Annotated in this window: 16 protein-coding genes and 1 CRISPR repeat array; of the genes, 8 read left to right on the top strand and 8 right to left on the bottom strand. The window is 52.4% G+C overall.

Annotated elements, in window-relative coordinates; genetic code table 11:
* From cas2 to cas5, 6 genes are all read left to right on the top strand, one after another.
* A complete protein-coding gene (gene cas2, locus RHK62_RS05265) occupies nucleotides 1–294 on the top strand; it encodes a CRISPR-associated endonuclease Cas2 (RefSeq protein ID WP_149817829.1) in 294 nt (97 codons plus the stop codon).
* Nucleotides 295–546: 252 nt separating this feature from the next.
* Nucleotides 547–4,582: a CRISPR direct-repeat array (repeat unit 36 nt; unit sequence GTGCCTCTACCTTTGATGCCGTAAGGCGTTGAGCAC).
* A gap of 221 nt (nucleotides 4,583–4,803) precedes the next feature.
* A complete protein-coding gene (gene cas6 / locus RHK62_RS05270) occupies nucleotides 4,804–5,472 on the top strand; it encodes a type I-MYXAN CRISPR-associated protein Cas6/Cmx6 (protein ID WP_310453400.1) in 669 nt (222 codons plus the stop codon).
* Nucleotides 5,462–7,738 carry a CRISPR-associated helicase Cas3' gene (cas3, locus tag RHK62_RS05275; RefSeq protein WP_310453401.1) on the top strand — a complete coding sequence of 759 codons (2,277 nt, stop codon included), beginning with the start codon at nucleotides 5,462–5,464 and terminating at the stop codon, nucleotides 7,736–7,738. The genes cas6 and cas3 overlap by 11 nt, the downstream gene beginning before the upstream one ends.
* Nucleotides 7,739–7,752: 14 nt before the next feature.
* Nucleotides 7,753–9,270, top strand: a complete 1,518-nt coding sequence (cas8a1, locus tag RHK62_RS05280) for a type I-MYXAN CRISPR-associated Cas8a1/Cmx1 (RefSeq protein ID WP_310453402.1) — start codon at nucleotides 7,753–7,755, stop codon at nucleotides 9,268–9,270.
* Between the two features lie 29 nt (nucleotides 9,271–9,299).
* Nucleotides 9,300–10,172, top strand: a complete 873-nt coding sequence (cas7i, locus tag RHK62_RS05285; protein WP_310453403.1) for a type I-B CRISPR-associated protein Cas7/Cst2/DevR — start codon at nucleotides 9,300–9,302, stop codon at nucleotides 10,170–10,172.
* A complete protein-coding gene (cas5, locus tag RHK62_RS05290; protein WP_302676603.1) occupies nucleotides 10,172–10,837 on the top strand; it encodes a CRISPR-associated protein Cas5 in 666 nt (221 codons plus the stop codon). The genes cas7i and cas5 overlap by 1 nt, the downstream gene beginning before the upstream one ends.
* Before the next feature lie 52 nt (nucleotides 10,838–10,889).
* On the opposite strand, the gene RHK62_RS05295 is transcribed toward cas5, so the two are convergent.
* Nucleotides 10,890–11,504 (bottom strand): histidine phosphatase family protein, encoded by a 615-nt coding sequence (locus RHK62_RS05295; RefSeq protein WP_206201333.1) that lies wholly within the window; start codon nucleotides 11,502–11,504, stop codon nucleotides 10,890–10,892.
* 123 nt (nucleotides 11,505–11,627) lie between these two features.
* Between RHK62_RS05295 and thrC the strand changes: the two genes are divergently transcribed.
* Nucleotides 11,628–12,716 (top strand): threonine synthase, encoded by a 1,089-nt coding sequence (thrC, locus tag RHK62_RS05300; protein WP_206201334.1) that lies wholly within the window; start codon nucleotides 11,628–11,630, stop codon nucleotides 12,714–12,716.
* On the opposite strand, the gene RHK62_RS05305 is transcribed toward thrC, so the two are convergent.
* The 6 genes from RHK62_RS05305 to rsfS form a co-directional block, all read right to left on the bottom strand.
* Entirely contained in the window at nucleotides 12,713–13,327 is a 615-nt protein-coding gene (locus RHK62_RS05305; RefSeq protein WP_302679011.1) for a hypothetical protein, read from the bottom strand. The two genes, thrC and RHK62_RS05305, sit on opposite strands and share 4 nt — an antisense overlap.
* 111 nt (nucleotides 13,328–13,438) lie before the next feature.
* Nucleotides 13,439–14,833, bottom strand: coding sequence for an ATP-binding protein (locus RHK62_RS05310; RefSeq protein WP_206201336.1), 1,395 nt, complete (start codon nucleotides 14,831–14,833; stop codon nucleotides 13,439–13,441).
* A 4-nt stretch (nucleotides 14,834–14,837) separates the two neighbouring features.
* On the bottom strand, nucleotides 14,838–15,512 hold the full coding sequence (gene rppA, locus RHK62_RS05315; protein ID WP_302679012.1) for a two-component system response regulator RppA: 675 nt from the start codon (nucleotides 15,510–15,512) through the stop codon (nucleotides 14,838–14,840).
* Between the two features lie 30 nt (nucleotides 15,513–15,542).
* Nucleotides 15,543–18,368, bottom strand: a complete 2,826-nt coding sequence (locus RHK62_RS05320; protein ID WP_399375808.1) for a cation-translocating P-type ATPase — start codon at nucleotides 18,366–18,368, stop codon at nucleotides 15,543–15,545.
* A 45-nt stretch (nucleotides 18,369–18,413) separates the two neighbouring features.
* A complete protein-coding gene (locus tag RHK62_RS05325; protein ID WP_310453404.1) occupies nucleotides 18,414–20,291 on the bottom strand; it encodes a GTPase in 1,878 nt (625 codons plus the stop codon).
* 3 nt (nucleotides 20,292–20,294) lie between these two features.
* The gene (rsfS, locus tag RHK62_RS05330) at nucleotides 20,295–20,714 is read right to left on the bottom strand and encodes a ribosome silencing factor (RefSeq protein WP_206201339.1); all 420 of its coding nucleotides are present in this window, start codon (nucleotides 20,712–20,714) and stop codon (nucleotides 20,295–20,297) included.
* A 50-nt stretch (nucleotides 20,715–20,764) separates the two neighbouring features.
* Between rsfS and RHK62_RS05335 the strand changes: the two genes are divergently transcribed.
* A complete protein-coding gene (locus RHK62_RS05335; RefSeq protein ID WP_310453405.1) occupies nucleotides 20,765–22,051 on the top strand; it encodes an AMP-binding protein in 1,287 nt (428 codons plus the stop codon).
* Nucleotides 22,052–22,056: 5 nt separating this feature from the next.
* Here RHK62_RS05335 and RHK62_RS05340 read toward each other — a convergent pair.
* On the bottom strand, nucleotides 22,057–23,382 hold a 1,326-nt coding region (locus tag RHK62_RS05340; RefSeq protein ID WP_310453406.1), incomplete at its 5' end, for a HEAT repeat domain-containing protein.

Raw genomic sequence — 23,382 nt, forward strand, 5'->3', positions numbered from 1 at the left:
ATGGGTGAATCCAAAAATTGGTACCTCATCTGCTACGACATCCGCGACCCCAAGCGCTGGCGACAGGCTTATAAGCAGTTAGAGGGCTATGGTGAACGATTACAGTTCTCGATTTTTCGCTGTCGTCTCACGCCACGGGAGCGGGAAAAGCTGCGCTGGCAACTGGAAAAAATCCTCACCAAGGAAGACAGTCTCCTAATCGTAGGATTGTGCAGCCAATGCGTTGAGCGGGTATGCGCTTGCAACCGAGCGGGGACATGGCCAATGTCGGAGCAGAACTTCAAAATCTTTTAGCATGCAAGCACCTCTGGACTCAAATATTCTCCGAACGCACTGATATTCAAATACAGCCCCTTGACTAGGTTTGAGAGTTTTTGTTAGATTTAGAGGTGCTTGAAAATCTCTGAACCTATTCCCCAGAGCGGGATCGACAACTGAATACTGACCGAGGCTAAAAATTTTACAGTCACAAAAAAACGAAGTGCCTGAGGTGCTTGAAAAGTGACTGTGCTAAGCTAGTCATAGAGGCATTTCTAGGGCGCCGCTGTGCCTCTACCTTTGATGCCGTAAGGCGTTGAGCACCTGGTGGGTGTTGGCTCGGTGCTTGCGAGACCACGTGCCTCTACCTTTGATGCCGTAAGGCGTTGAGCACATCGCGTCTGTCTTAAACTGGGTGGCGATCGCTTGTGCCTCTACCTTTGATGCCGTAAGGCGTTGAGCACTACTCTACTCTAGGATATTCTGATCCTTCTGTGAGTGCCTCTACCTTTGATGCCGTAAGGCGTTGAGCACAACAACTAACTGAGCAATTGCTTGATTAGGTTGCACTTGTGCCTCTACCTTTGATGCCGTAAGGCGTTGAGCACAGAAGGCAATAGGGCAGGGCAGGGCAGGGCAGGGGGTGCCTCTACCTTTGATGCCGTAAGGCGTTGAGCACTCTCTTGACTCCCAAAGCAATCGTTTTGGCTGAGTTGTGCCTCTACCTTTGATGCCGTAAGGCGTTGAGCACCTCTCTATTATAAGGTAACGAGAAGGCAAGCGAGTGCCTCTACCTTTGATGCCGTAAGGCGTTGAGCACTTTAACCCTAAAGAACTTGTAGCTCAACGTGGTAAGGTGCCTCTACCTTTGATGCCGTAAGGCGTTGAGCACGTACTCTAAGCCACCTGCAACAGTGAAATTAAAATGTGCCTCTACCTTTGATGCCGTAAGGCGTTGAGCACTCTTGCAAAAATGGGTTGCTTTTTCTAAGCCCCAAGTGCCTCTACCTTTGATGCCGTAAGGCGTTGAGCACGCCACAGCCACAGCTATAGGGACAGGGACAGGGGGCAGTGCCTCTACCTTTGATGCCGTAAGGCGTTGAGCACAGTAAATATGTCATCCTTAATGTCTTTCGTGTAAGTGCCTCTACCTTTGATGCCGTAAGGCGTTGAGCACGTTCAGACTCTTCTTTATACAAACGGGAGGTTACAGTGCCTCTACCTTTGATGCCGTAAGGCGTTGAGCACTTTTTATAGCCTACAGTGAATCTGAGGCTGATCGGATGTGCCTCTACCTTTGATGCCGTAAGGCGTTGAGCACTCCCTTGCTCCCTTGTCCCTTGCTCCCTTGTCCCTGTGCCTCTACCTTTGATGCCGTAAGGCGTTGAGCACGAGTTTAAGGAATCCATTAACTATGAATAACCAAGGTGCCTCTACCTTTGATGCCGTAAGGCGTTGAGCACTTTGTCCAAGTTTTGGAGTGTGTTGTGGCGACTAGGTGCCTCTACCTTTGATGCCGTAAGGCGTTGAGCACGTGTGCCATACAAAAATAACCAACCAATTGAATTCAGTGCCTCTACCTTTGATGCCGTAAGGCGTTGAGCACCAACCGCTGCCCAATAACAATCTGTACAGCGTTACTAGTGCCTCTACCTTTGATGCCGTAAGGCGTTGAGCACGTTTAACCAAGCCGCAGCGAGACGTAATTTTGTGGATGGTGCCTCTACCTTTGATGCCGTAAGGCGTTGAGCACTATTCCACCACGTATGGGTAAGTCTCAAATTTGCAGGTGCCTCTACCTTTGATGCCGTAAGGCGTTGAGCACGGAATGGGTAAATAAATGTCCCGCCCTACCATGTGCCTCTACCTTTGATGCCGTAAGGCGTTGAGCACCCAATGAGAGGCATTAATACTTTGCAGAGCATTTTGGTCGGGTGCCTCTACCTTTGATGCCGTAAGGCGTTGAGCACCCAATGAGAGGCATTAATACTTTGCAGAGCATTTTGGTCGGGTGCCTCTACCTTTGATGCCGTAAGGCGTTGAGCACAAAGGCCAAGAAGGAAAGGCCAAGAAGGAAAGGCCGTGCCTCTACCTTTGATGCCGTAAGGCGTTGAGCACACTAGGCCTAGGTTAGCCCAAAATTTTCGCAACGTGTGCCTCTACCTTTGATGCCGTAAGGCGTTGAGCACTCAGTTAGTCTTATATTGCTATTGTTTCTCCATAGTGCCTCTACCTTTGATGCCGTAAGGCGTTGAGCACTACTAAATGGGTTGCTTTAACCAAACCGCAGCGAGAGTGCCTCTACCTTTGATGCCGTAAGGCGTTGAGCACCCCCAGAAGGACGCCCAGATTGCCCCAGATTGCCCCAGGTGCCTCTACCTTTGATGCCGTAAGGCGTTGAGCACTGGCCTATGGCGTTACCGATGGGCTTAGAGACTCTGGTGCCTCTACCTTTGATGCCGTAAGGCGTTGAGCACGACTGATTTGTCAAGCGCTCTAGAAATGGGCAATAGTGCCTCTACCTTTGATGCCGTAAGGCGTTGAGCACAAGAAATATATCCTATTTCTGTATTTCCGAATTTAGTGCCTCTACCTTTGATGCCGTAAGGCGTTGAGCACCTTTTAATGTTAAAAATGTTGGGAACAATCCCAAGTGCCTCTACCTTTGATGCCGTAAGGCGTTGAGCACCTTCGGTTGTGATTGTTCCGTCACGACCGATCCAAGTGCCTCTACCTTTGATGCCGTAAGGCGTTGAGCACCTTCGGTTGTGATTGTTCCGTCACGACCGATCCAAGTGCCTCTACCTTTGATGCCGTAAGGCGTTGAGCACCCCCCTTCTATGGGGAAGACACGACTATAATGGTCCCCGTGCCTCTACCTTTGATGCCGTAAGGCGTTGAGCACCCTCATGCTTTTGCCCCGCTTTTGCCCTGCTAGGGGTGCCTCTACCTTTGATGCCGTAAGGCGTTGAGCACTTGTTAATTCTGATTATGTGGTTATCTAAGTGTGCCTCTACCTTTGATGCCGTAAGGCGTTGAGCACACGAAACCACAAGTAATTGACAAGAAAAAGCGGATCGTGCCTCTACCTTTGATGCCGTAAGGCGTTGAGCACTTGTTAATTCTGATTATGTGGTTATCTAAGTGTGCCTCTACCTTTGATGCCGTAAGGCGTTGAGCACACGAAACCACAAGTAATTGACAAGAAAAAGCGGATCGTGCCTCTACCTTTGATGCCGTAAGGCGTTGAGCACAAGGATTTGTTTTTAGGCACACTGAACCATGGGCGTGCCTCTACCTTTGATGCCGTAAGGCGTTGAGCACAAATTTGGGGCAGTAAATAAACCGTCGAAAGCCGTGCCTCTACCTTTGATGCCGTAAGGCGTTGAGCACAAGACGATGCTTGAAAACTGCAATGCGGCTAACCTGTGCCTCTACCTTTGATGCCGTAAGGCGTTGAGCACTCCGCCGCCCCGACGGCTGATCAATAAAGTCAAATGTGCCTCTACCTTTGATGCCGTAAGGCGTTGAGCACGCTAAACCAAAACGCTGCGCTTCAGCAGCGTCGTAAGTGCCTCTACCTTTGATGCCGTAAGGCGTTGAGCACCTCTTGGCTTGCTCTTGGCTCTTGCTCTTGGCTTGTGCCTCTACCTTTGATGCCGTAAGGCGTTGAGCACGAGCGTGAAACGTTACTTAACACGCTCCCTACTTTGGAGTGCCTCTACCTTTGATGCCGTAAGGCGTTGAGCACATTTCTAAGCATAGGGGAGGGGAGCCTCCGCGGGGTGCCTCTACCTTTGATGCCGTAAGGCGTTGAGCACTTTGTCCGCACCCTCAAAGATCGTGTTAAATGTTGCAAGTGCCTCTACCTTTGATGCCGTAAGGCGTTGAGCACAAGGAACAGCAGCACCTAAAACTGCTAGTTCCCAATGTGCCTCTACCTTTGATGCCGTAAGGCGTTGAGCACTTTTTTGAATATTTAAGTAACGGTTTATTGTAATTGTGCCTCTACCTTTGATGCCGTAAGGCGTTGAGCACAAGGAACAGCAGCACCTAAAACTGCTAGTTCCCAATGTGCCTCTACCTTTGATGCCGTAAGGCGTTGAGCACGCACTCGACTGGGAGAAGCTGTTGCTCTCACTTGGGATGTGCCTCTACCTTTGATGCCGTAAGGCGTTGAGCACTGAATAGCGACGGTCATTGAGTGGCTCCTTTCTTGGTGCCTCTACCTTTGATGCCGTAAGGCGTTGAGCACTTTTGCCAGAGGACGTTGTGGACAAGATTAATAGTGCCTCTACTCCTAGCGCTGTGGGCTAGCCCAGTGGTTGGTTAACTTTCTTGAATAAAAATAAAAATTTGTATCCAAAAGCTTTTTTGCTCCTTGTGGTTACCTACAGTAGAAGTTAAAATTTTCGTAAGTTGACAACTATAAGCCATCCATTAGCATGATTCTTGAAACTAGACAGTGGCTACCCTTGGCAGTGCTCCAGAGACCCATAGTTGAGGGAAAGCATTCAGATTAGGCGGGGATAATAAGATAGCGTTATGACTAGCCACAATCACTTTCTTGAAATCCATTACAGCTTGCGTGGAAGAACACTGCCAGCAGATCATGGCTATGCCTTGTACTCTGCTATTAAAAAACAGTTGCAACAATCGGGGCGGCCAGATCTACCTTCAGATATACCAAGTGATCTTCGCCTTAGTAGTATTGCTGGAATTCCTAACGGTGAGGGAATGATTTATCTAAATCGTGCTTCACGCTTTCGCCTTCGCTGTCCTACAGATCAAGTGCAGACGTGGTATCGCTTTTTCCAGAACCAAGTGTTGGATATTCAGGGGCATCTGATTCGCCTTGTGCAACCTCGAATTACATTGCCAGAGCCTTCAGGAACCCTCGCAGCTCGCCTAGTCACTTTCAAATTAGAAGCAATTGATCACCTAGAAGTGCCCCGCTATTTTTTGGAATCTTGTCAAAAAGGCCTAACTCATTTAGGCATTCAGGGAAAGGTATTTATTCCTTCTGATCCGAATGGTGATTTAGCACGGCGCACGATTCAAGTGAAAGGGAAAAAAGTCGTAGGCTACCGTGTGATTGTTGAAGATTTAACTCCTGAAGATTCTCTAAAGTTGCAGTGGCATGGATTAGGAGGACGAAGACATTTTGGCTGCGGCTGGTTTTACCCGGTCAAGGAGGAAACAGATGCCGCCTAGTTCTCCACTCCCAAAACTAGACCCAGATATTTTGTTGGCAAAATCTTCACTCCCAAGCAGCGCCGACTGGAGAGGAACGTATCATTTAGCTGGTCATACCGCGGCGGTTGTGAAGTCAATTACCACTTTGGTTGATGCCTTGGGCACAGAGTTGCTCCAGCAGTTTGGATTTAGCAACGACACTAGGGAAACCCTGCGGGCAACGGCACGGCTGGCAGCCTATTTACACGACTGGGGTAAGGCCAATCACCAATTTCAAGGGGTGGTCAGGTACCCGCTCAGGGCTTCAAATCCATCCGTGCAGCCTCAACAGAACCCCTTGCAATACCCACAACTTATCCGTCATGAAGTGGGGTCTGTCTTGCTGGCGTGGGAGTTCCGAAACTGGCTTGGCCAATGCCCCAACGCTGACTTGATGACAGCGATCGCCGCAGCAGGAGGACATCACCTCAAATTAGGCGGTCAGCAGGGGCGAAACACCGGTGCACTGGGGGAGATCCGCGAGGGCAGTGGCGACCCTTACCTGTACTGGTATGTCCATCATCCTTCCTTCCACAAGCTGCTTCGCTATGGGGTGAGAACCCTAGGGCTGCCTCAAATCATTCCTCCTTTTGCGTTCTCATCGCGATGGGATATTAAAACAATCAAAGATAAGCGTAACGAAGTCTTGAATGCTTTCATCGAATGGGAACCAGATCTAGCGTTTCTTGCCGTTGTTAAAGCGCTACTGATTGCAGCAGATGCCATTGGTTCTGCCTCGGCGCAGGTTTCAACGAATATTCAGGAGTGGATTCGATCAGAGCTAGAGAATACCCTCACGGAAGCTGATTTACAAAAGGTCATTGATGCGCGTCGGGGGGAATATCCACTGCGCCCATTTCAGATTGATCTTAAAGACAAGTCGAAACGGGTAACATTGGCACGGGCAGGTTGCGGTACCGGCAAAACCTTGGGGGCTTATAATTGGGCGCTCCGCCACGGCATTGGACGCAAGTTATTTTTCTGCTATCCAACAACCGGCACCAGCACTGAGGGCTTTCTGGGCTATGTTCATAACCAAGTAGAGTCAGAGCTGTTGCACTCTCGGTCGGCTGTTGATTTGGAGTTGGCTTGCACAGGAGAAGAAGAAGACAATGGTGATGGAGCGGTTAATGAGGCCGCTCAGAAATTAGAAGCCTTCAAGGCTTGGGGGGCAAAGGTCAATGTTTGCACTGTGGATACCGTTTTGGGACTCCTGCAATGTCATCGCCGTCCCCTGTACTGCTTTCCAGCTCTTGCCAAGGCTGCTTTCGTCTTTGATGAAGTTCATTGCTATGACGATGCTCTCTTTGGTGCCTTACTGCGATTTCTCAAGGTTGTTAAAGCGCCGATTTTGCTGATGTCTGCCTCATTTCTACCGGCGCAGGTGGCGGCGATTCAGCAGGCAGTGGCAGAGGAAATTGCAATAATTCAAGGCCCTCAAACGCTAGAAGACCTGCCCCGCTATCGTTTCCATGAGCTAGCACAGCCAGATTGGGAGCGGGTTCAGCAAGAACTTGACCAAGGCGGTAGAGTTCTGTGGGTTTGCAATCAGGTCGATACAGCGATCGCCATCTACCAAGAGGCAAAAAAGAGGGGCTTGACGCCTCTCCTTTATCACAGTCGCTTTCGCTATGAAGATCGGGTGAAACACCATCGTGCCGTGGTGGAGGCTTTCCAGCAAGATCAAGCTGTTCTAGCAATTACGACCCAAGTGGCAGAAATGTCTTTGGATCTATCTGCAACCCTCCTTGTGACTCAAGTGGCGGATCCCGCAGGGCTAATTCAGCGATTGGGGCGACTAAATCGCCAATACTGTGGTCATTCCTGTGATGCTCTCTTTTACCCTGACGAAAACGTTGGTTTTCCCTATAAGCAAGGGGACTTAGAGGCAGGCTGGGCACTGGCACGCGCCTTCAAAAAACAAGATGTGAGTCAAAGGCAACTGTCAGACTGGCTCAAGCAAGTGAATATTAACACCAAGCCAAAGGAGCACTGCATCTGGCTAGACGGTCGCTGGCAAACCTACTCTGCTCCCTTGCGTGAAGCAGGCTATACCATTACTGCACTCCTCGAACAAGAGCTGGAAAAAATTGCCCCACTGAAGTCGAGTGAATTGCCGCGCTACACCCTTCCCCTCCCTACTAAGAACATCAAAGGTTGGCAGCGCCATAAGAGCGGTTATCTCATTGCCCCTAGAGAGCAGTGGCGCTATTGCCCAGAACTGGGTGCTGTTGAACCTAAGTAGGAGGTGAGTGAGCTTTGAGTCAGTTTACCCTGTCCCTTTTTGACCCTAATTTCCTCCTCCCCCATCGCGCAGGGGTTGCAGGATTGGCTCTAGCCTTATCTGAACTGGAGAACCAACGCAATGATGCTCCATTGGCGTGGAACATTACTGATGAAGCAGTTGAGTTGACATGGAAAGACAGTGATCAAAAGGTTGTGACATGGCTGCTAAAGCAAACCTATCAGATTAATCACCAAGGCTATCTAGAGGTTCCTGCCCTCAAGCTTGATGCACAGGGGCAATACACGTTTACCCAAGGGGTACTCACCACATTCCTCCAGCACAATACGCAGCGCAAACTCAGCAACACTTCTGTCACTCGCACGTTCTTAATTGAGCCGGATCAACCAGAGATCTCGATTGAGGTGAAGCCCCTAGAGAGCTGTTATTACACCAGCGACATCAAGGAGGCCTTTAACAATAAGGGAGCCTTCAAGAAAGAAATTCCCCTGAAGGGAAATCATCTGCCCGGACTGGTGGAATGTTTTGTCAATGGTCCCTATCAAGAATCGCCGCAGGGCTTTCTGGCGTTGCTTTTTTTGCCCCTTGCCTGTGGCTACTACCAACTTCCTCCCCAAACTGTTGGTGGCAAGCTCTCTGCCCGCTCAGCACTGGTGGTTCCTGAAGTTCAAAATCTAAAGCACTGGGTTAAGCGCCGTCGGGCGATGTCCGGGTGCACCTATCGAGACTTTCGTAGCAGTGGCGCTGGTGAATCTGCTTTGCACTTTCTACTGCAAGAGAAGGCGATAGAAGAGAGTCAGCAGTTTGGCGGGCACTACTGCGAGGTTTACCAGTTGGGGAAGCAAGTCTGGGATGCCCAGCAAGCTTATTTGAAACAGGCAGTGTATCGCGTCGAAGTTACGGATGAAGTCCTCGAATTGTATGAAGTCGCCCGCCAAGTTTTTCCTGCGCACGTGCGACAAAAGGAGAATGGTGAAACTTGGTTAGCTCTTTCTAAAGCACTGCCTTGGATTTGTGACAATTTAATTGGAGGTCAGCCTTGGTATGCAGGTTTCTTTGAGTTTTACAAACGTAATAAGGCCTATGAACGTGAAGGGTTGGTAAAAATGACTGAATACTTGAATCCTGATGAGCGAGTGCTGTTTGAGGTGGTCCAAGGTGCCTTTAGCGTATACCTGTCTGGGCAATTCAAACAGGCTCAAAAGCAAGGTCGCAACTTAGACTATGGGCAAGTGACCGATAAGGTCATCTACCGATTCCAACGTCCGAGTACGCAACAGGAATTTGCTACTGCATTGGTGGATTTCCTAAGCCAGTTTCGCAGCAAGGCCGCTCGCGATAAGGGCCCGCAAATTGTTCACTGGATTCACCGTGAGGAAAACTGGCGGCGAGCAAGAGATCTGGTACTGCTGGCGATCGCTACCTACCGCAGTAAGAAAGGAGACTCTCTCAACGGTGTCGATATCCCCTTGGAATCAATGGCTGAAGGGGATGTCACAGAAGATGAAATGTTTTCCTTCGCCGATGAATAGTTTCTGTCTCTAATTCAGGAGAAATAACAATGACGAAACATCTTTTTGCAACAATTGTAACGACCACTGCTGTCGCAGCCAACAACCGCGGGGAAGGGGATGGCAGCACCCTCTCAACTTTGCAAAAAATCACCCGTGGCAATGATCAATACACTACTGTGAGTGCAGAAGCGATCCGTTGGGGATTGCGGGAGTATTTTCAAAACCATTACGAAAAAGAGACCAACCGTACATTTAACCCTGAAACCGATCGATATAGCTTCAAAGATGAAAAGTTCAGTGCTGAGAAATATATTGATGATGACTTGTTTGGCTACATGGACGCCAAAAAGGGGAAGGATAATGAAGATGCCACGACCAAACGGCGGGGTGCCCTAGAAATTAGTCGCGCTATGAGTCTGGATCCCTATTGGGGGGATATTGCCTTTGGTTCTAAAGGCGGCGAAAAGGGAAAAACTTCGATTCATAGCACCGAAGTACACTGCACTGCTTATCAATACACGATCGCCCTCACGCCAGAAAGTCTTAAGAAACCGAAACGGGCACTACTCGCCTTGGATGCTATTGGCGCTGTCCGTCATGTGGGCGGTAACCATGCCCGCTTTTTGTACGACTTTCGTCCAGAGTCCATTGTGCTTCGGATAACCGATGATCCGAGTCCTTGGATTATGGACGTGTTTAAGCGCATTGGCGAATCGGTGGGCTGCCCGCGGCTAGTGCGACTAGTGGAAGTGGGGGATGTGAAGGCTGATGAGCTAATCGTTGGCGGTGAGATTGCCGATACCCCCTATGGTCAGCAGTTAAAGGCGTTAGGGGTTCAGGTCTATCGCGGGGTCAAAGAAGCGATCGCTCACGCCAAAGAACAATTAAAGCAACAACTCAAGCTTGAGGTACCTGTCTAATGCAACTTTACATTGATTGTCCCTGTACCAGTTTTCCCCGCAGCTTTGCCCGTGACTTTAAGGAGACCTACCGCTATCCACCCCCCTCCACGATCTATGGCATGCTCCTTTCCCTGATCGGTGAAGAGAATTTGGATCAACATTGGGGTGTCAAACTGGCCATTGGTATCGTTGGTGCTGACCCGCCCATTTCGCGAATTTTACGCAAACAGCGGCATCACAAGTTCAGTAAGAATCGCCTCGGCACCTATTCCACGAGTAAATTCTCCAAGCCGAATCACCATGAACTGCTCACAGATGTGCAAGTGGTTGTCAAAGTTGATTCGAGTGAGGAAAATGCACCACTGAAGCTGGTTGATCGGCTGGCGATCGCCCTCACCACACCCCAGCAAATTTCCCGCTTTGGTGGCCTGAGTTTGGGGGAGTCGTGGGCACTGGTCAATGGTGTACGCCCCTATCGGGACAACGATGGCTCGATCCGCTGGCTCATTAAAGACAATCGAGGTCTCATTAGCCTGCCCATCTGGATTGATCGTCAGAGCAGCCAAGGAACCTTTCAACGCTTTCGCTTAGGCAACGAATTTGAAGACCATTGCTGGGTCAGGATTCCGCAGCTAACTGTGCCAACCCCAAGATCGCGACCCTCCGCCGCTCGCAGATCTTGATGCCAATCGAGCAAATTGCGGTTTGTTAACAACCTTAGCCTGAGCTGGCCGTCTAGGAGCACTGATTAAAGGCATTGATGCGCCACCAGCGGATATTTTCTGCCTCAAAGCGGCCATCTAAATCCACTCGTACTGAAAAGTCAAACCAAGCAGCGGGGGGAATTTCCATCCCCCACAGGCGATCGCTCCCCAACACAACACTAATCAGGCACTGCAAAAAGCCGCCATGACTAATACACCAAACACACTGCTCATCCCTGTGGCGTCGGAGTTGTTTCCAAGCCTGTTTTGCCCGCTGCCAGGCCATGGCCATTGACTCTGCCTCTGGTACGGGAATCAGGTAGTCACTCTCTTCAAGTTTTTCACAGAGATCGGGATGCTGCGCCTGCGCCTGCGCCCACGTGAGTCCTGTGAAAATGCCCTGATCAATTTCAATTAACTCCGCCAACTCTTGAACCTTTAGGTCAGGACGAGGATTCATGAGCATCGCCGTATCGTGGCAGCGTTGCAGCGGACTCGTGTAAATGGCATTCGGCGGTGGGAGTTTTTCCCGCAGGGCAAGGGCTTGCTGCCGTCCCCGTTCTGTGAGGGGCACATCTTGCCGTCCTAACATGACACCTGAGGCATTACCCACAGCCTCACCATGGCGGATCAAAATTAAGCGCATTGTGTAGCTCTCCCCTAGGGCGGCAATTGGCAAGTGCAACCCCTGATCGCTAAAATTATCGTACTGTGTGGCTGCGCTCTATCCTCAGCCTCAAATTTATTCATATTTCTTGACTGCGTACCTGTGCCTGTAACACTCTCTGCTCCCCCCATCCGTCCTGCTTGGCATGGCCTGATTCACGCCTACCGTGACTTTTTGCCCGTGAGCGATCGCACTCCAGTAGTTACGCTCTATGAAGGCAATACACCACTAATTCCCGTGCCTCAAATTGCTGCACGGATTGGCCGCAATGTCTCGGTTTATGTCAAGTACGATGGCCTCAACCCGACGGGGAGCTTCAAAGATCGCGGCATGACGATGGCCATTTCCAAGGCCAAGGAAGCGGGAGCCGAAGCCGTGATCTGTGCCAGCACAGGCAATACCTCAGCCGCTGCTGCCGCCTATGCCCGCCGAGCGGGACTGCGCGCCTATGTCTTGGTGCCCGAAGGCTATGTTGCCCAAGGGAAACTCGCCCAAGCCCTCCTGTATGGTGCCGAAGTCATTGCCATTGAGGGCAACTTTGATAAAGCCCTAGAGATTGTGCGCCTAATGGCGGAAACTTACCCCGTGACGCTGGTCAATTCCGTCAATCCCTATCGGCTAGAAGGACAGAAAACCGCTGCCTTTGAGGTGGTGGATAGCTTGGGCAATGCCCCCGATTGGCTGTGTATCCCTATGGGTAATGCAGGAAACATTACCGCCTATTGGATGGGCTTTTGCCAGTATCGTGAGCAAAATCGTTGCGATCGCCTGCCGCGCATGATGGGCTTTCAAGCAGCGGGATCTGCCCCCCTTGTCAAGGGTGAGATTGTCACCCATCCGGAAACGATTGCGACGGCCATTCGTATTGGTAATCCTGCCAACTGGCAACGGGCGATCGCTGTCAAAGAAGCCAGTCAAGGAACCTTTGAGGCCGTCACCGATGAGGAAATCCTCAATGCCTATTGCCTGCTGGCTTCTGAGGAAGGTATCTTCTGTGAACCTGCTAGTGCGGCTTCTGTGGCGGGTCTCTTGAAATTGGCCGATCAGGTGCCCAGTGGTGCCACGGTGGTTTGTGTACTGACGGGCAATGGTCTCAAGGATCCAGAAACAGCGCTCAAGCAACAGAGCGATCGCTTCCACCGCCACATTGAACCCACTGAGCAAACCGTAGCCAAGGTCATGGGCTTTTAGAAACCGCGTTCCGCTCGCATCAGGTGGCGACTGGCCTTCAAGAGTTGTACTGCGGCTCGATGGGTGGCTAAGCTGGCAACATTGGCGGTGGTGGGTGCAGCTGCTGTCAAGCTGGCAGGTTGAGCTAACTGCTGAGCACGGCTAAACAGATCGCGCACGGTGGGATTGCCCCCACGAAAGTAGGCCATTTCTGCTTCGGTGCGGGTCAACTCACGACTCACTTGAAAAGGCGCATCAAAGTAACTGCGGGAGAGATCGGCTTGACCCGTGCGAGCCTCACCAAGGTTGCGAGCAGCTTCATAAATACGGGTGGCTGCTTTGGCCGTTTCCTTGGCTTGGAAGTAGTTGCCGCTTTGCTGAAGTTGCTGGGCTGAGGCCAGTAGGCGATCGCCCAAGCTCAAGAGACTGGCATCTACCCCACTCATGGACTTTGCCCGCATCCCTTCATATTGCGCTTTGGCGAGGTCTCGAAACGCACTCCGCGCCTCCCGTTCCACAGAGCTAGATGAAGGAGAGCCGGGACGTGCCATTGCGGCGGGGGCGATCGTCAGCGGTAGGAGAATTGCTGCAACAGTGGTTGCCACAAGAGGTTGCCATCGTAGAGTCATCATCCTATCCTCCAATTCAACTTGAGTAAGCAGATCTGGCGCTTGGAACAGTGGTTTGTGCCAGATCCAGCTTGAGAATATCAAGTGAAAGTGACGTAAAAGTGACAGCCTATCCTAGGGAGCAAGGGGCAATCTGACGGTAAAGGTAGAACCTTGATTCTCTTGGCTGTGAACTGTGATGCTGCCCCGGTGAAGATGGACGATTTGGCGCACAATCGCTAGTCCTAGCCCTGAACCGCTAATGCCCTGTTGTCGCACCCGCTCATCCCGATAGAAATAATCAAAAATATGGGGCAGGGCCGCTTCACTAATTCCCATGCCTGTATCACTGACGTGAATCACTGCTGAGCTTCCCTGCGGTTCTAACCGAAGCGTAATCGTGCCTCCCTTGGGGGTATAGCGATCAGCATTGGTGAGCAGATTGAGAATCACTTGCTTGAGCATCTCGCGATCGCCCTGAATAAACATAGGAACCGATGGCACTTCGAGATAAAAGTGATGACTAGCTGTGCCTGTTTCCTGCCATTCTTGGACGACTTGCTCGATGAAGGGCACTAAATCAAAGGATGTGGCAAAGTCTGGGGGAGATACCCCCTCATAGCGAGCCAGAAAGAGCAAATCATTTACCAGTTGTCCCATGGCCTTCGCCAGCGTGGCCACTTTTTCTAGCCGAGGTAGGGACTGCTCAGGGGCTTGTCGAGCCAGCAGGAGTCCGACTTGGGCATGGCTGAGAATTGCTGCAATGGGTGCTCGCAGTTCGTGGGAAGCATTGGCCGTAAATCGAGCTAGGCGATCGCAGGCGGCCTCAAGACGCTGTCCCCGCAGATCCACTTCCTGATAGAGTTGGCGAAACCAATGAATTGCTAAACCACTACTGCCCAACCCCACCACCACCGCCAATAGGAGCACAACGGTATTGATCTGCCGCAGCGCCTCTAAATGTTGTTGGCGATCGGCCAAAAGGCGATCTTCTTCGCTCATGAAGGCGTTAATAGCAACACGGGAACGATCCATTGCCTGTTTTGCTTGCTCCAATTGCCGATAAAAGTAGAGTCGTTGCTCCGTCTCTGCTAGAGAAAGGTTGGGGGCGTCCTCCAGTTGCTGTGCTAACAAGTGAAAAGTTTCTTCTACTAAGGATTTGAAGTGCCGAAAGTGCTCTAACTGGTGTGGGTTATCGCTGATCAGTACCTCTAAATTCTCAAGGGTTAAGGGCAATTGGGCGGCAGCAGTGTAGTACGGTTCGAGAAAGCCCACCTGTCGCGTGAGATGATAGCCGCGCACCCCTGTTTCAGCATCAATGAGGTGATTTAATAGCTCCCGTCCCTCAAGCTGCACCCGTTGCGTATGGCGCACCCATCCTTCGTAGTCCGCAATGCTAGCACTGAGCCAAATCAACACCCCCACAGTACTCAAGAGACAGCACACAGGTAGGGCAATGATGACAATGCCCCGTTGGGTGGGGGGCAGTCGCTGCCATCCTTGAACCTTTAGGCATAATCCCTTCAGCATCGTTCTAGGAACTGGCTTGTAGGCGGTAGCCCATACCGTAGATGGTCTCTAGCCAATCGGCACACCCCAGCTCCCCTAGGCGCAGGCGCAAGCGGCGAATTTGGGTACTGACGGCGTTACTTTCTGGTTGATTGTCCCACTCCCAAAGGTTCAGTTCCAGTTGTTCGCGACTAATGACTTGCCCCGGGTGACGCAGAAAAAACTCCAAAAACTGGTATTCCCTTGTGGAGAGCACGATCGTGCGATCGCCCCGTTGGAGTGTCATTGAGGGCAAATCTAAGACTAAATCTTGCAGATACAATTGATCGCCTAGCCATTGGGGCGATCGCCGGCCAAGGGCACGCACCCGCGCCAACAGTTCCATCACATCCACGGGCTTGATCAAATAATCATCGGCACCCGCATCTAGCCCCATCACTTTGTCAGCAGTGGTATCTTTGGCGGTGAGCAACAGTATGGGTGTGCTCTTCCCCTGTTGACGGTACTGGCTACACAGTTCGAGGCCACCGACTTTCGGTAGCATCCAGTCCAAAATCAGCAAGTCATAGGTTTTTTCCTGCATCAGCCATTGGGCTGTTTCTCCCTCCTGAACTCCATCCACCAGATGCCCCACGTGGGAGAGGGCAGTGCTCAGCGGCTCTAGTTGCTCTGGATCATCTTCTACGAGGAGAATGCGCATCCAACCAAACCCTGAGTCAACCTAGAGACACTACTCTAATAATTTTAGTTCTTGGCCTTTGTTGAATAGCCGCAACACCAGTTTCTCTAGCTCCACCCACACAAAGACAAGGGTGCTAAAGCCGATGCACACGGCTAGCTCAGTTCCCGAGAGCAGATAGGTACCAAAGAACCGTCGCAAAGGGGAGGCGTAGATCAGCAGGAGTTGCAGAATCGTTGTCAAAATGACTGATCCCCAAACAAAGAGGTTGGAGGTGGGGCTCATTTCAAGCGTCAGCCGTGTACTGGAACGGGCGGCAAGGGCATGACCCATTTGAGCGAGACAGAGGGTGGTAAAAACCATGGTTGTCCAACGTCTTGGATCGAGTCCTCCTTCCAGATGTTCAGCGGTGTAGCTGTAGGCCCATACCATCAGGGAGATGCCGACGATCGCCAAGATCAAACCGACACGAATCATATAGGAACCCAAGCCACGGCTGAAAATACTTTCATTGGGTTTAACCGGAGGACGCTTCATGACATCGGGATCCCCCGGCTCAACAGCAAGGGCAAGGGCAGGCAGGCCATCCGTCACCAAGTTCATCCAGAGGATTTGCAAGGGCGTTAGAGGCACACCTCCTAGTCCCAGTAGGGGTGAGCAGGCAATCGTGATCACCTCACCAATGTTGGAGCCGAGAATGTATTTAATAAAGCGACGAATATTGCTGTAGATCACTCGCCCTTCCTCGGTAGCGGCGACAATGGTGGCAAAGTTATCATCCAAGAGCACCATATCGCTGGCTTCCTTGGTGACATCCGTCCCCGTAATCCCCATGGCTACGCCAATGTCGGCCTGTTTGAGGGCAGGGGCATCATTCACACCATCCCCAGTCATGGCCACAATTTCACCGTGACGTTGCAAGGATTTCACAATCCGCAGTTTATGTTCTGGAGACACCCGCGCATAGACATTGACGGTCAGGGTTGCTGCATCCAGTTCTGCGGGACTCATTTTTTCGAGGTCTCGACCGGTTAGCGCCTGATCGCCCCACTGACAGATACCAATTTGACTGGCGATCGCCTGTGCCGTCAGTTGATGATCCCCCGTAATCATAATCGGGCGAATCCCAGCAGTGCGACAGGTGGCGACGGCCGCCAGTACCTCTGGACGAGGGGGATCAAGAATGCCCACTAGCCCCAACCAGATCAAATCCTGCTCACTGGTATCTACACTCTCCGCTGGTGGCAGCGCTGACCAGTAGCGATGGGCAATGCCCAAGACCCGCAGCCCTTGAGCGGCAAAGCGATCGTTTTCGGCGAGAATCTCTTGGCGATCGGCCAGTGTTAGGGGTTGAATGTCGTGCCCCACCTGCCGCCATTGACAGCGTTCCAAAGTCAGTTCCGGTGACCCTTTGGTAATCATCCAGTAGGGTTCCTTGGCGGCAATCGCAGGAACGGACTCACTGCGGTAGAACGTACTCATGCGCTTGCGATCGGCATCAAAGGGAAACTCCGCGACCCGCTCCGCCGTTTCCTGCAATGCTTTCAGATCAATGCCCCCCTTAGCGGCCAAGGGCAGGAGAGAGCCTTCGGTCGGGTCGCCGAGAATCACCCATTCGGCTGCGTGTTGTTTGAGCAAGGCATCATTACACAGTGCCCCTGCCAGTAGCAGTAGGTGCCGTTCGTACAATGCTGAGGCATCGTCGGTATTGGCGTCGTAAAAGTCGCCCTTGGGTTCATAGCCATTGCCGCTCACCTTGGCGCGATAGGAGGTAGTAGCCACTGCCTGCACCACCATTTTGTTTTGGGTGAGGGTACCCGTTTTATCCGAGCAGATCGTTGTCACACTCCCCAGTGTCTCCACGGCCGGCAGCCGCCGAATCAGGGCATGGCGTTTCACCATCCGTTGTGTTCCCAATGCAAGGGTGACGGTAATCACGGCGGGCAAGCCTTCGGGGACGACGGCCACCGCCATACTGAGGGAGACTTCAATGAGATGCGGCAGCAGTGAGGGATCGTAGAGACCCCCAGCAATCACGACAATGCTCACCAGCACCAACGCAATGGCCACTAGGCGATTGCCCAGCTCGGTCATCCGTTTTTGCAGGGGTGTGGGTTCCTGCTCCACCCCTTGCAGGGCAGCGGCAATTTTCCCTAGTTCAGTGTCCATGCCGATCGCGGTGACGATGGCGGCTCCTCGCCCTTGGTTAACCTCTGTGCCCGCAAAGACTAGATTGGCGCGATCGCCCAGTTCCGTATCAAGGGGCAAGATTTGCGCAGCATTTTTACTGGCGGCTTCTGCTTCACCGGTGAGTGCTGCCTCGCGGATTTGCAGGTTGACCGCTTCAAGGAGGCGACCATCGGCAGCTACTTTGACCCCCGCTTCCAAAAAGAAAATGTCCCCAACCACCAGTTCAGGGGAATCAATTTCCATGACCTTGCCCTCGCGCAGGACACGCACCTTGGGCGCCGCCATACTTTTCAGCGCAGCGAGTGCCTCTTCAGCACGGGCTTCTTGGACATAGCCTAGAATGGCATTGAGAATCACCACCACCAGAATTGCAGTTGCGTCCTTGGGGAAGGGGATGGTGTTTTCTTCGAGGGATTCGAGAATCTCCAATGTGCCAGAGATGAAGGCCACCACGAGCAGCATGATCAGCATGACATTGCGAAACTGATCAATGAAAATCTGCCAGCGCGGGCGGCGGCCATTGTCAACGAGTTCATTGCGGCCATATTGGGCTTGTCGCCGTTGCACTTCTGCAGAACTCAGTCCCTGTTGGCGATCGCTCCCCAGGCGGCTAATGACTTCATCAGCACTCAGAGCATGCCAAACTGATTCACGATCCATGGGGGAGGAGGCATTGGAGGAGGTCATGGCGGGTGAGGAGATGAACAGTTTTTATCCTTTCTTTATCTTCGTCTATTTTTCTGGAACCATACCAAAGCGCTGCCAATAGTCCTCATAGCGCGCCATCAGCGTCAGAGGTGGCTCAGGCTGTGTCCAAAACTCTACGAGGGTGTGTCCCGTTGCCCAAGTGTCTTGATTGAGGGGGCTACGACGTTGTAGCAGCAAGGGAGCCAAGGTTTTCAGATCAAAGGGGCGCGTTGGTACCTCGATGCGATCGCTGGCATTTTGCAACAGCGTGTAGAGTTCATAGGCCAGTTGCAATTTACAAAGAATCACCGGCAGGTGTTCTAGGGGCAGTTGTTCGGCGAGGAGCCATGCAGCGGCGGGAGACCCCGTGAGCATGGTCGAAAGAAACTGGAGCACTGGTCGCTTGAGCAAATCGGTAATGCCCTGACTGGTGGTGATGCGGTGGCAATAGGTGTCAATGAGGCGAGAAGCAGCGTGAAGCCGTGTCTGGCGATCGCTAAGCCAGCGAGCCATGCGGATCTGCTTGGCGGGGGCAATTAAATTCACAAGGGTATCACTGAGGGCATCGAGTCCCCAAGCCATGCGTTCTTCAGTGCCGTTGACAATCGGCAAAATATGGGGCGTATAGGTGCCCAACTGTTCTTGGCGATAGGCCACCGCCTCGCGAATACTCACTTCCTTGGGACGGGTACCCCGTTGCCAGTCGTAGGGGGGATGCCATTCCCGCAGGGGGCGTAGCCGATCCACTTGGGTGACCGCCACCACAATCGGCAAGTCCCTCACCTCTTGGCGAATCAATTGCAGGGCGGTGATGTCCGGGGCAAGGGCAGGATCCAGCGCTGGGGTCAGCAGCAGCACTACATCCATGCGCGGCAGTAATTCCCGCAGGCGAGCTTGAATATCGGCACCGCGAATATCTTCGTAGCCGGGGGTATCCCACAGGGTCAAATCCTGCTGCCAACGGTATTGCCGGATCTCGTTTGTGTTGGGCAAGGGGGAAACACGGGTGGTGGGGGCAGCAAATAAACTATTGATCAGGCTACTTTTGCCTGCGCCGGTACGACCCACGAGAAAGACGTTCACAGGCTCAGTTTCGGCACGGGCAAGGGGCAGACTCTGCTCTAAAATGTCCTGTAATGTGCCTGTATCTGTGCGCGGGGTGGAGGTGGGTAATTCCAGTTGGGTGAGGCTGCCACTGTAGAGGGCGATCGCCCGCAGTCCCAAGGCCTTGAGCACCTGTTCCCGCAGGGTGAGCCCCAAGTTAGCAATCAGGGCTTGATTGGCCTTTTGCTGCTGCTCTTGGGTAAAGGTTTTGGTAATCGCCACACTTGGATTGAGGAGCCACTGCGCCCAATTCCAAGCCGTAAAGCCCCAACGCGCAACGGGTGCCACCTGCTGTGAAAGTTCATAGGCGCGCACTGCCTGCCCCACAGTTACCCGCGACAAAATTGGGTTGAGGGTTTCCAGCCAGCGATCCACATCATCAATCGTGTCCCGCAAGAGGCGGTAGGCTTGGGGCACATAGATTTGCAGCAGGGGACGCTGAGCATTGGGATAATAGACCTTGGCAATCTCACTGACGAGGGTTTGTGCCCGCTGCCAAAAGAGTGGCCAATTTTCCCAAGGGGGTGGGTCTTGACGACTCTGCTCAAGGGTGTGTTGGAGAATCTTCAGGGCGCGTTGAGCCGTTTCTGAATCACTGCTTCTTGGCAAATCAAAGGGACGGGGGTCAATCTCTGTCGGCTGACCCTTGAGCCAATGGGCAACCCCCCACCGCCACAGCAGCAGAATCAGCACGACTACTGCCCAGACCCAACTCAGTCCCCAAGCATGAATTTGTATTGAGGCCGCGGTGAGGATGAAGCTGGCGATCGCCACCAGTGGCAAGATCAAAAGAATCCACTGCCACCAAGAGGGCTGCATCGGCTAGGTGGTCACTAGTGACTCAAAGGGAATGCGTTGGGCGTGACCCCAAAAGGCCTCAAGGTTGTAGTATTGACGTTCCTTGGGCAACTGCACATGGACAATCACATCACCGTAGTCCATCAGCACCCATGAACATTCCGCTTGGCCTTCAATATGTTGGGGCTGGCGTTGGCAATGTTCAAGAGCCGCCTCCTCAATCCCTTGATAAATGGCGCGCACTTGGGTTTTTGAGAGTCCCGTAATGATCACAAAGTAATCGGTGAGGTAGGACACACCACTCACATCCAAAAGGCAGATATCCACTCCCTTGCGATCGTCGGCGGCATAGGCTGCGGTCCATGCTAGTTTAAGGCTAGGGTCAGCAATTGCGGCTACCCGTTGCATCTGTTGAATAGTCAGGCTGCTGTCTCCTAAACGCACTCCTTTATCCTTTGATTTTACCTATTGGTTTAGGGAGGGGTAGGACAAATTTGTTACAAAACCTTACGAGTATTGCCCCCCACTGGCTGTGGTATCCCCACAACGGACAATGGCACATTGCTACCGCCAGACTCCTCGAGCAATTAGCCAACTATCAAGAGCAACTCCAAGAGCAACAACCCACTCTCCTCGTTCTCGCAGAACCCGATCCCCTCTCGTTTCTCAGTGGTTTTCTCGCAGCGCTCTCCACAGGGATGCCCCTATTACTGGCCAATCCCCACTGGCAGTCCCAAGAGTGGCAGCAGGTGGCAGCGATCCTACCCCAGAATTTCATGGCTTGGGGAACGGTGCCCCCCCTCGACCCCCAAGGCTCTGGAGAACCATTGCCCCAGGGCTGGATTCTGATTCCCACTGGCGGCACTCAAGGGCGGTTGCGCTGGGCAATTCACACGATCGCGACCCTCAAGGCAGCTGTTGCCGGGCTACAAACCCACTTGCAACAAGGGGCGATTTACTGTCTGAGTATTTTGCCCTTGTACCATGTCAGTGGTCTCATGCCCGTGGTGCGATCGCTCTGGAGTGGTGGAGAACTCTATCTCGGTACCCATCTACGGGATCTACGGCAAACGGCACCTCCTGCCAATGTTGATCTGTGGCTGTCTCTGGTACCTCGGCAACTGCAACAGGTGCTTGCAGACCCTCTGCCATGGCTAGCGGATTTAAGGGGCATTTTCGTGGGCGGTGGCCCCACTTGGTCGCAACTATTAGAGGAAGCAGCAACCCAGCGCTTGCCTCTATGTCTCAGTTATGGCATGACAGAAACTGCTGGCATGATCTGTGCCCAACGGCAGGGGGAATTTTTGGCGGGCGATCGCTCCTGTGGTCAGGTCTTACCCCATGCTCAGATTGCTTTAACCCCTACGGGCGAGATTCAGATTCAGGCCGCCTCCCTTGCCCTTGGCTATTACCTTGGGTTATTCCATGAAGGGATATTCCAAACGGACGATCGCGGCGAATGGCGGGGCGATCGCCTCTACATTTTGGGACGCAGCAGCCGCAAAATCATCAGTGGTGGCGAGAATATCTACCCCGAAGAGTTAGAGACCTTACTCCTTAACAGTGGCCTTGTCCAAGACATCCATATCTATGGCGCACCCGACCCCCTCTGGGGCGAACAAGTCATTGCCCTCTATGTGGGAGACTCCTCCCCTGAGGAACTCAGCCAATGGCTCAAACAGCAGTGCAGCGCCTACAAATGCCCCAAGAAATGGATTTCTGTGCCCCAAATTCTCCGCACGCCCCAAGGAAAAGTGCGACTATCCTCGATTAAGACCTAGCCACTCTAAGCATGACCAAAAAGCCAATACTTATCCCTATACTCAGCAAGGGTTTCGAGGAGTAAGACGGGGGTATTCGGGTTGCCCGCTACTGCTCTGCGAACATATCTATCCTCATCCTGAGCAAGGGCTTCGAGGAGTGAGACAGGGGTATTCGGGTTCCGTGCTACTGCTGCGCGGACATATCTATCCTCATCCTCAGCAAGGGTTTCGAGGAGTGAGACAGGAGTATTGGGGCTCCCCGCTACTGCTGCGCGGACATATCTATCCTCATCCTCAGCAAGGGTTTCGAGGAGTGAGACAGGGGTATTCGGGTTCCCCGCTACTGCTTTACGAACAAAATACCCATCCCCATCCTTCGCAAGGGTTTTGAGGAGTGAGACAGGGGTATTCGGGTTCCCCGCTACCGCTTCACGAACATCGCTATCCTCATCCTCAGCAAGGGTTTCGAGGAGTGAGACAGGAGTATTGGGGCTCCCCGCTACTGCTGCGCGGACATATCTATCCTCATCCTCAGCAAGGGTTTCGAGGAGTGAGGCAGGAGTATTGGGGTTCCTCGCTACCGCTTCACGAACATCGCTATCCTCATCCTCAGCAAGGGTTTCGAGGAGTGAGACAGGAGTATTGGGGCTCCCCGCTACTGCTGCGCGGACATCCGTACAAAAGTGGCTAGCTACCTCTGCTAGTCGGATGGTAGCGGTGTCGTTGCTCTTAGCCTCTTCAATCAACGAAACAATTTCAGGTCTTTCTGCTACTCCTCTGCGAACCTTCCAATACCGATCCTTCGCAAGGGTTTCGAGGAGTGAGACAGGGGTATTCGGGTTCGCCGCTACTGCTCTGCGAACATCCCTATCCTCATCCTCAGCAAGGGTTTCGAGGAGTGAGACAGGAGTATTGGGGCTCCCCGCTACTGCTCTGCGAACATCCCTATCCTCATCCTCAGCAAGGGTTTCGAGGAGTGAGACAGGGGTATTCGGGTTCCCCGCTACTGCTCTGCGAACATCCCTATCCTCATCCTCAGCAAGGGTTTCGAGGAGTGAGACAGGGGTATTCGGGTTCCCCGCTACTGCTATGCGGACAACCCGTTTGTTCTCCTTCGCAAGGGTTTCCAAAACAGAAGCAGGAGTATTGGGGTTCCCCGCTACTGCTGCGCAAACATACCAATCCTCAGCAAGGGTTTCCAAAACAGAAGCAGGAGTATTCGGGTTCCCCGCTACTGCTGCGCGAACAGCCGTATAAAAGTGGCTAGCTAGCTCTGCTAGTCGGATGGTAGCGGTGTCGTTGCTCTTAGCCTCCTCAATCAACGAAACAATTTCAGGTCTTTCTGCTAC

This window comes from Thermosynechococcus sp. HY213 (assembly GCF_031460975.1).
GTDB lineage: Bacteria > Cyanobacteriota > Cyanobacteriia > Thermosynechococcales > Thermosynechococcaceae > Thermosynechococcus.

Bases quoted from the DNA above. Each gene is read 5' to 3' on its own strand.
- cas3 (WP_310453401.1), top strand. From the start codon at position 5,462: ATGCCGCCTAGTTCTCCACTCCCAAAACTAGACCCAGATATTTTGTTG.
- RHK62_RS05320 (WP_399375808.1), bottom strand. From the start codon at position 18,368: ATGACCTCCTCCAATGCCTCCTCCCCCATGGATCGTGAATCAGTTTGG.
- RHK62_RS05310 (WP_206201336.1), bottom strand. From the start codon at position 14,833: ATGCTGAAGGGATTATGCCTAAAGGTTCAAGGATGGCAGCGACTGCCC.
- RHK62_RS05325 (WP_310453404.1), bottom strand. From the start codon at position 20,291: ATGCAGCCCTCTTGGTGGCAGTGGATTCTTTTGATCTTGCCACTGGTG.
- rppA (WP_302679012.1), bottom strand. From the start codon at position 15,512: ATGCGCATTCTCCTCGTAGAAGATGATCCAGAGCAACTAGAGCCGCTG.
- RHK62_RS05305 (WP_302679011.1), bottom strand. From the start codon at position 13,327: ATGATGACTCTACGATGGCAACCTCTTGTGGCAACCACTGTTGCAGCA.
- cas7i (WP_310453403.1), top strand. From the start codon at position 9,300: ATGACGAAACATCTTTTTGCAACAATTGTAACGACCACTGCTGTCGCA.
- cas5 (WP_302676603.1), top strand. From the start codon at position 10,172: ATGCAACTTTACATTGATTGTCCCTGTACCAGTTTTCCCCGCAGCTTT.
- RHK62_RS05295 (WP_206201333.1), bottom strand. From the start codon at position 11,504: ATGCGCTTAATTTTGATCCGCCATGGTGAGGCTGTGGGTAATGCCTCA.
- cas6 (WP_310453400.1), top strand. From the start codon at position 4,804: ATGACTAGCCACAATCACTTTCTTGAAATCCATTACAGCTTGCGTGGA.
- cas2 (WP_149817829.1), top strand. From the start codon at position 1: ATGGGTGAATCCAAAAATTGGTACCTCATCTGCTACGACATCCGCGAC.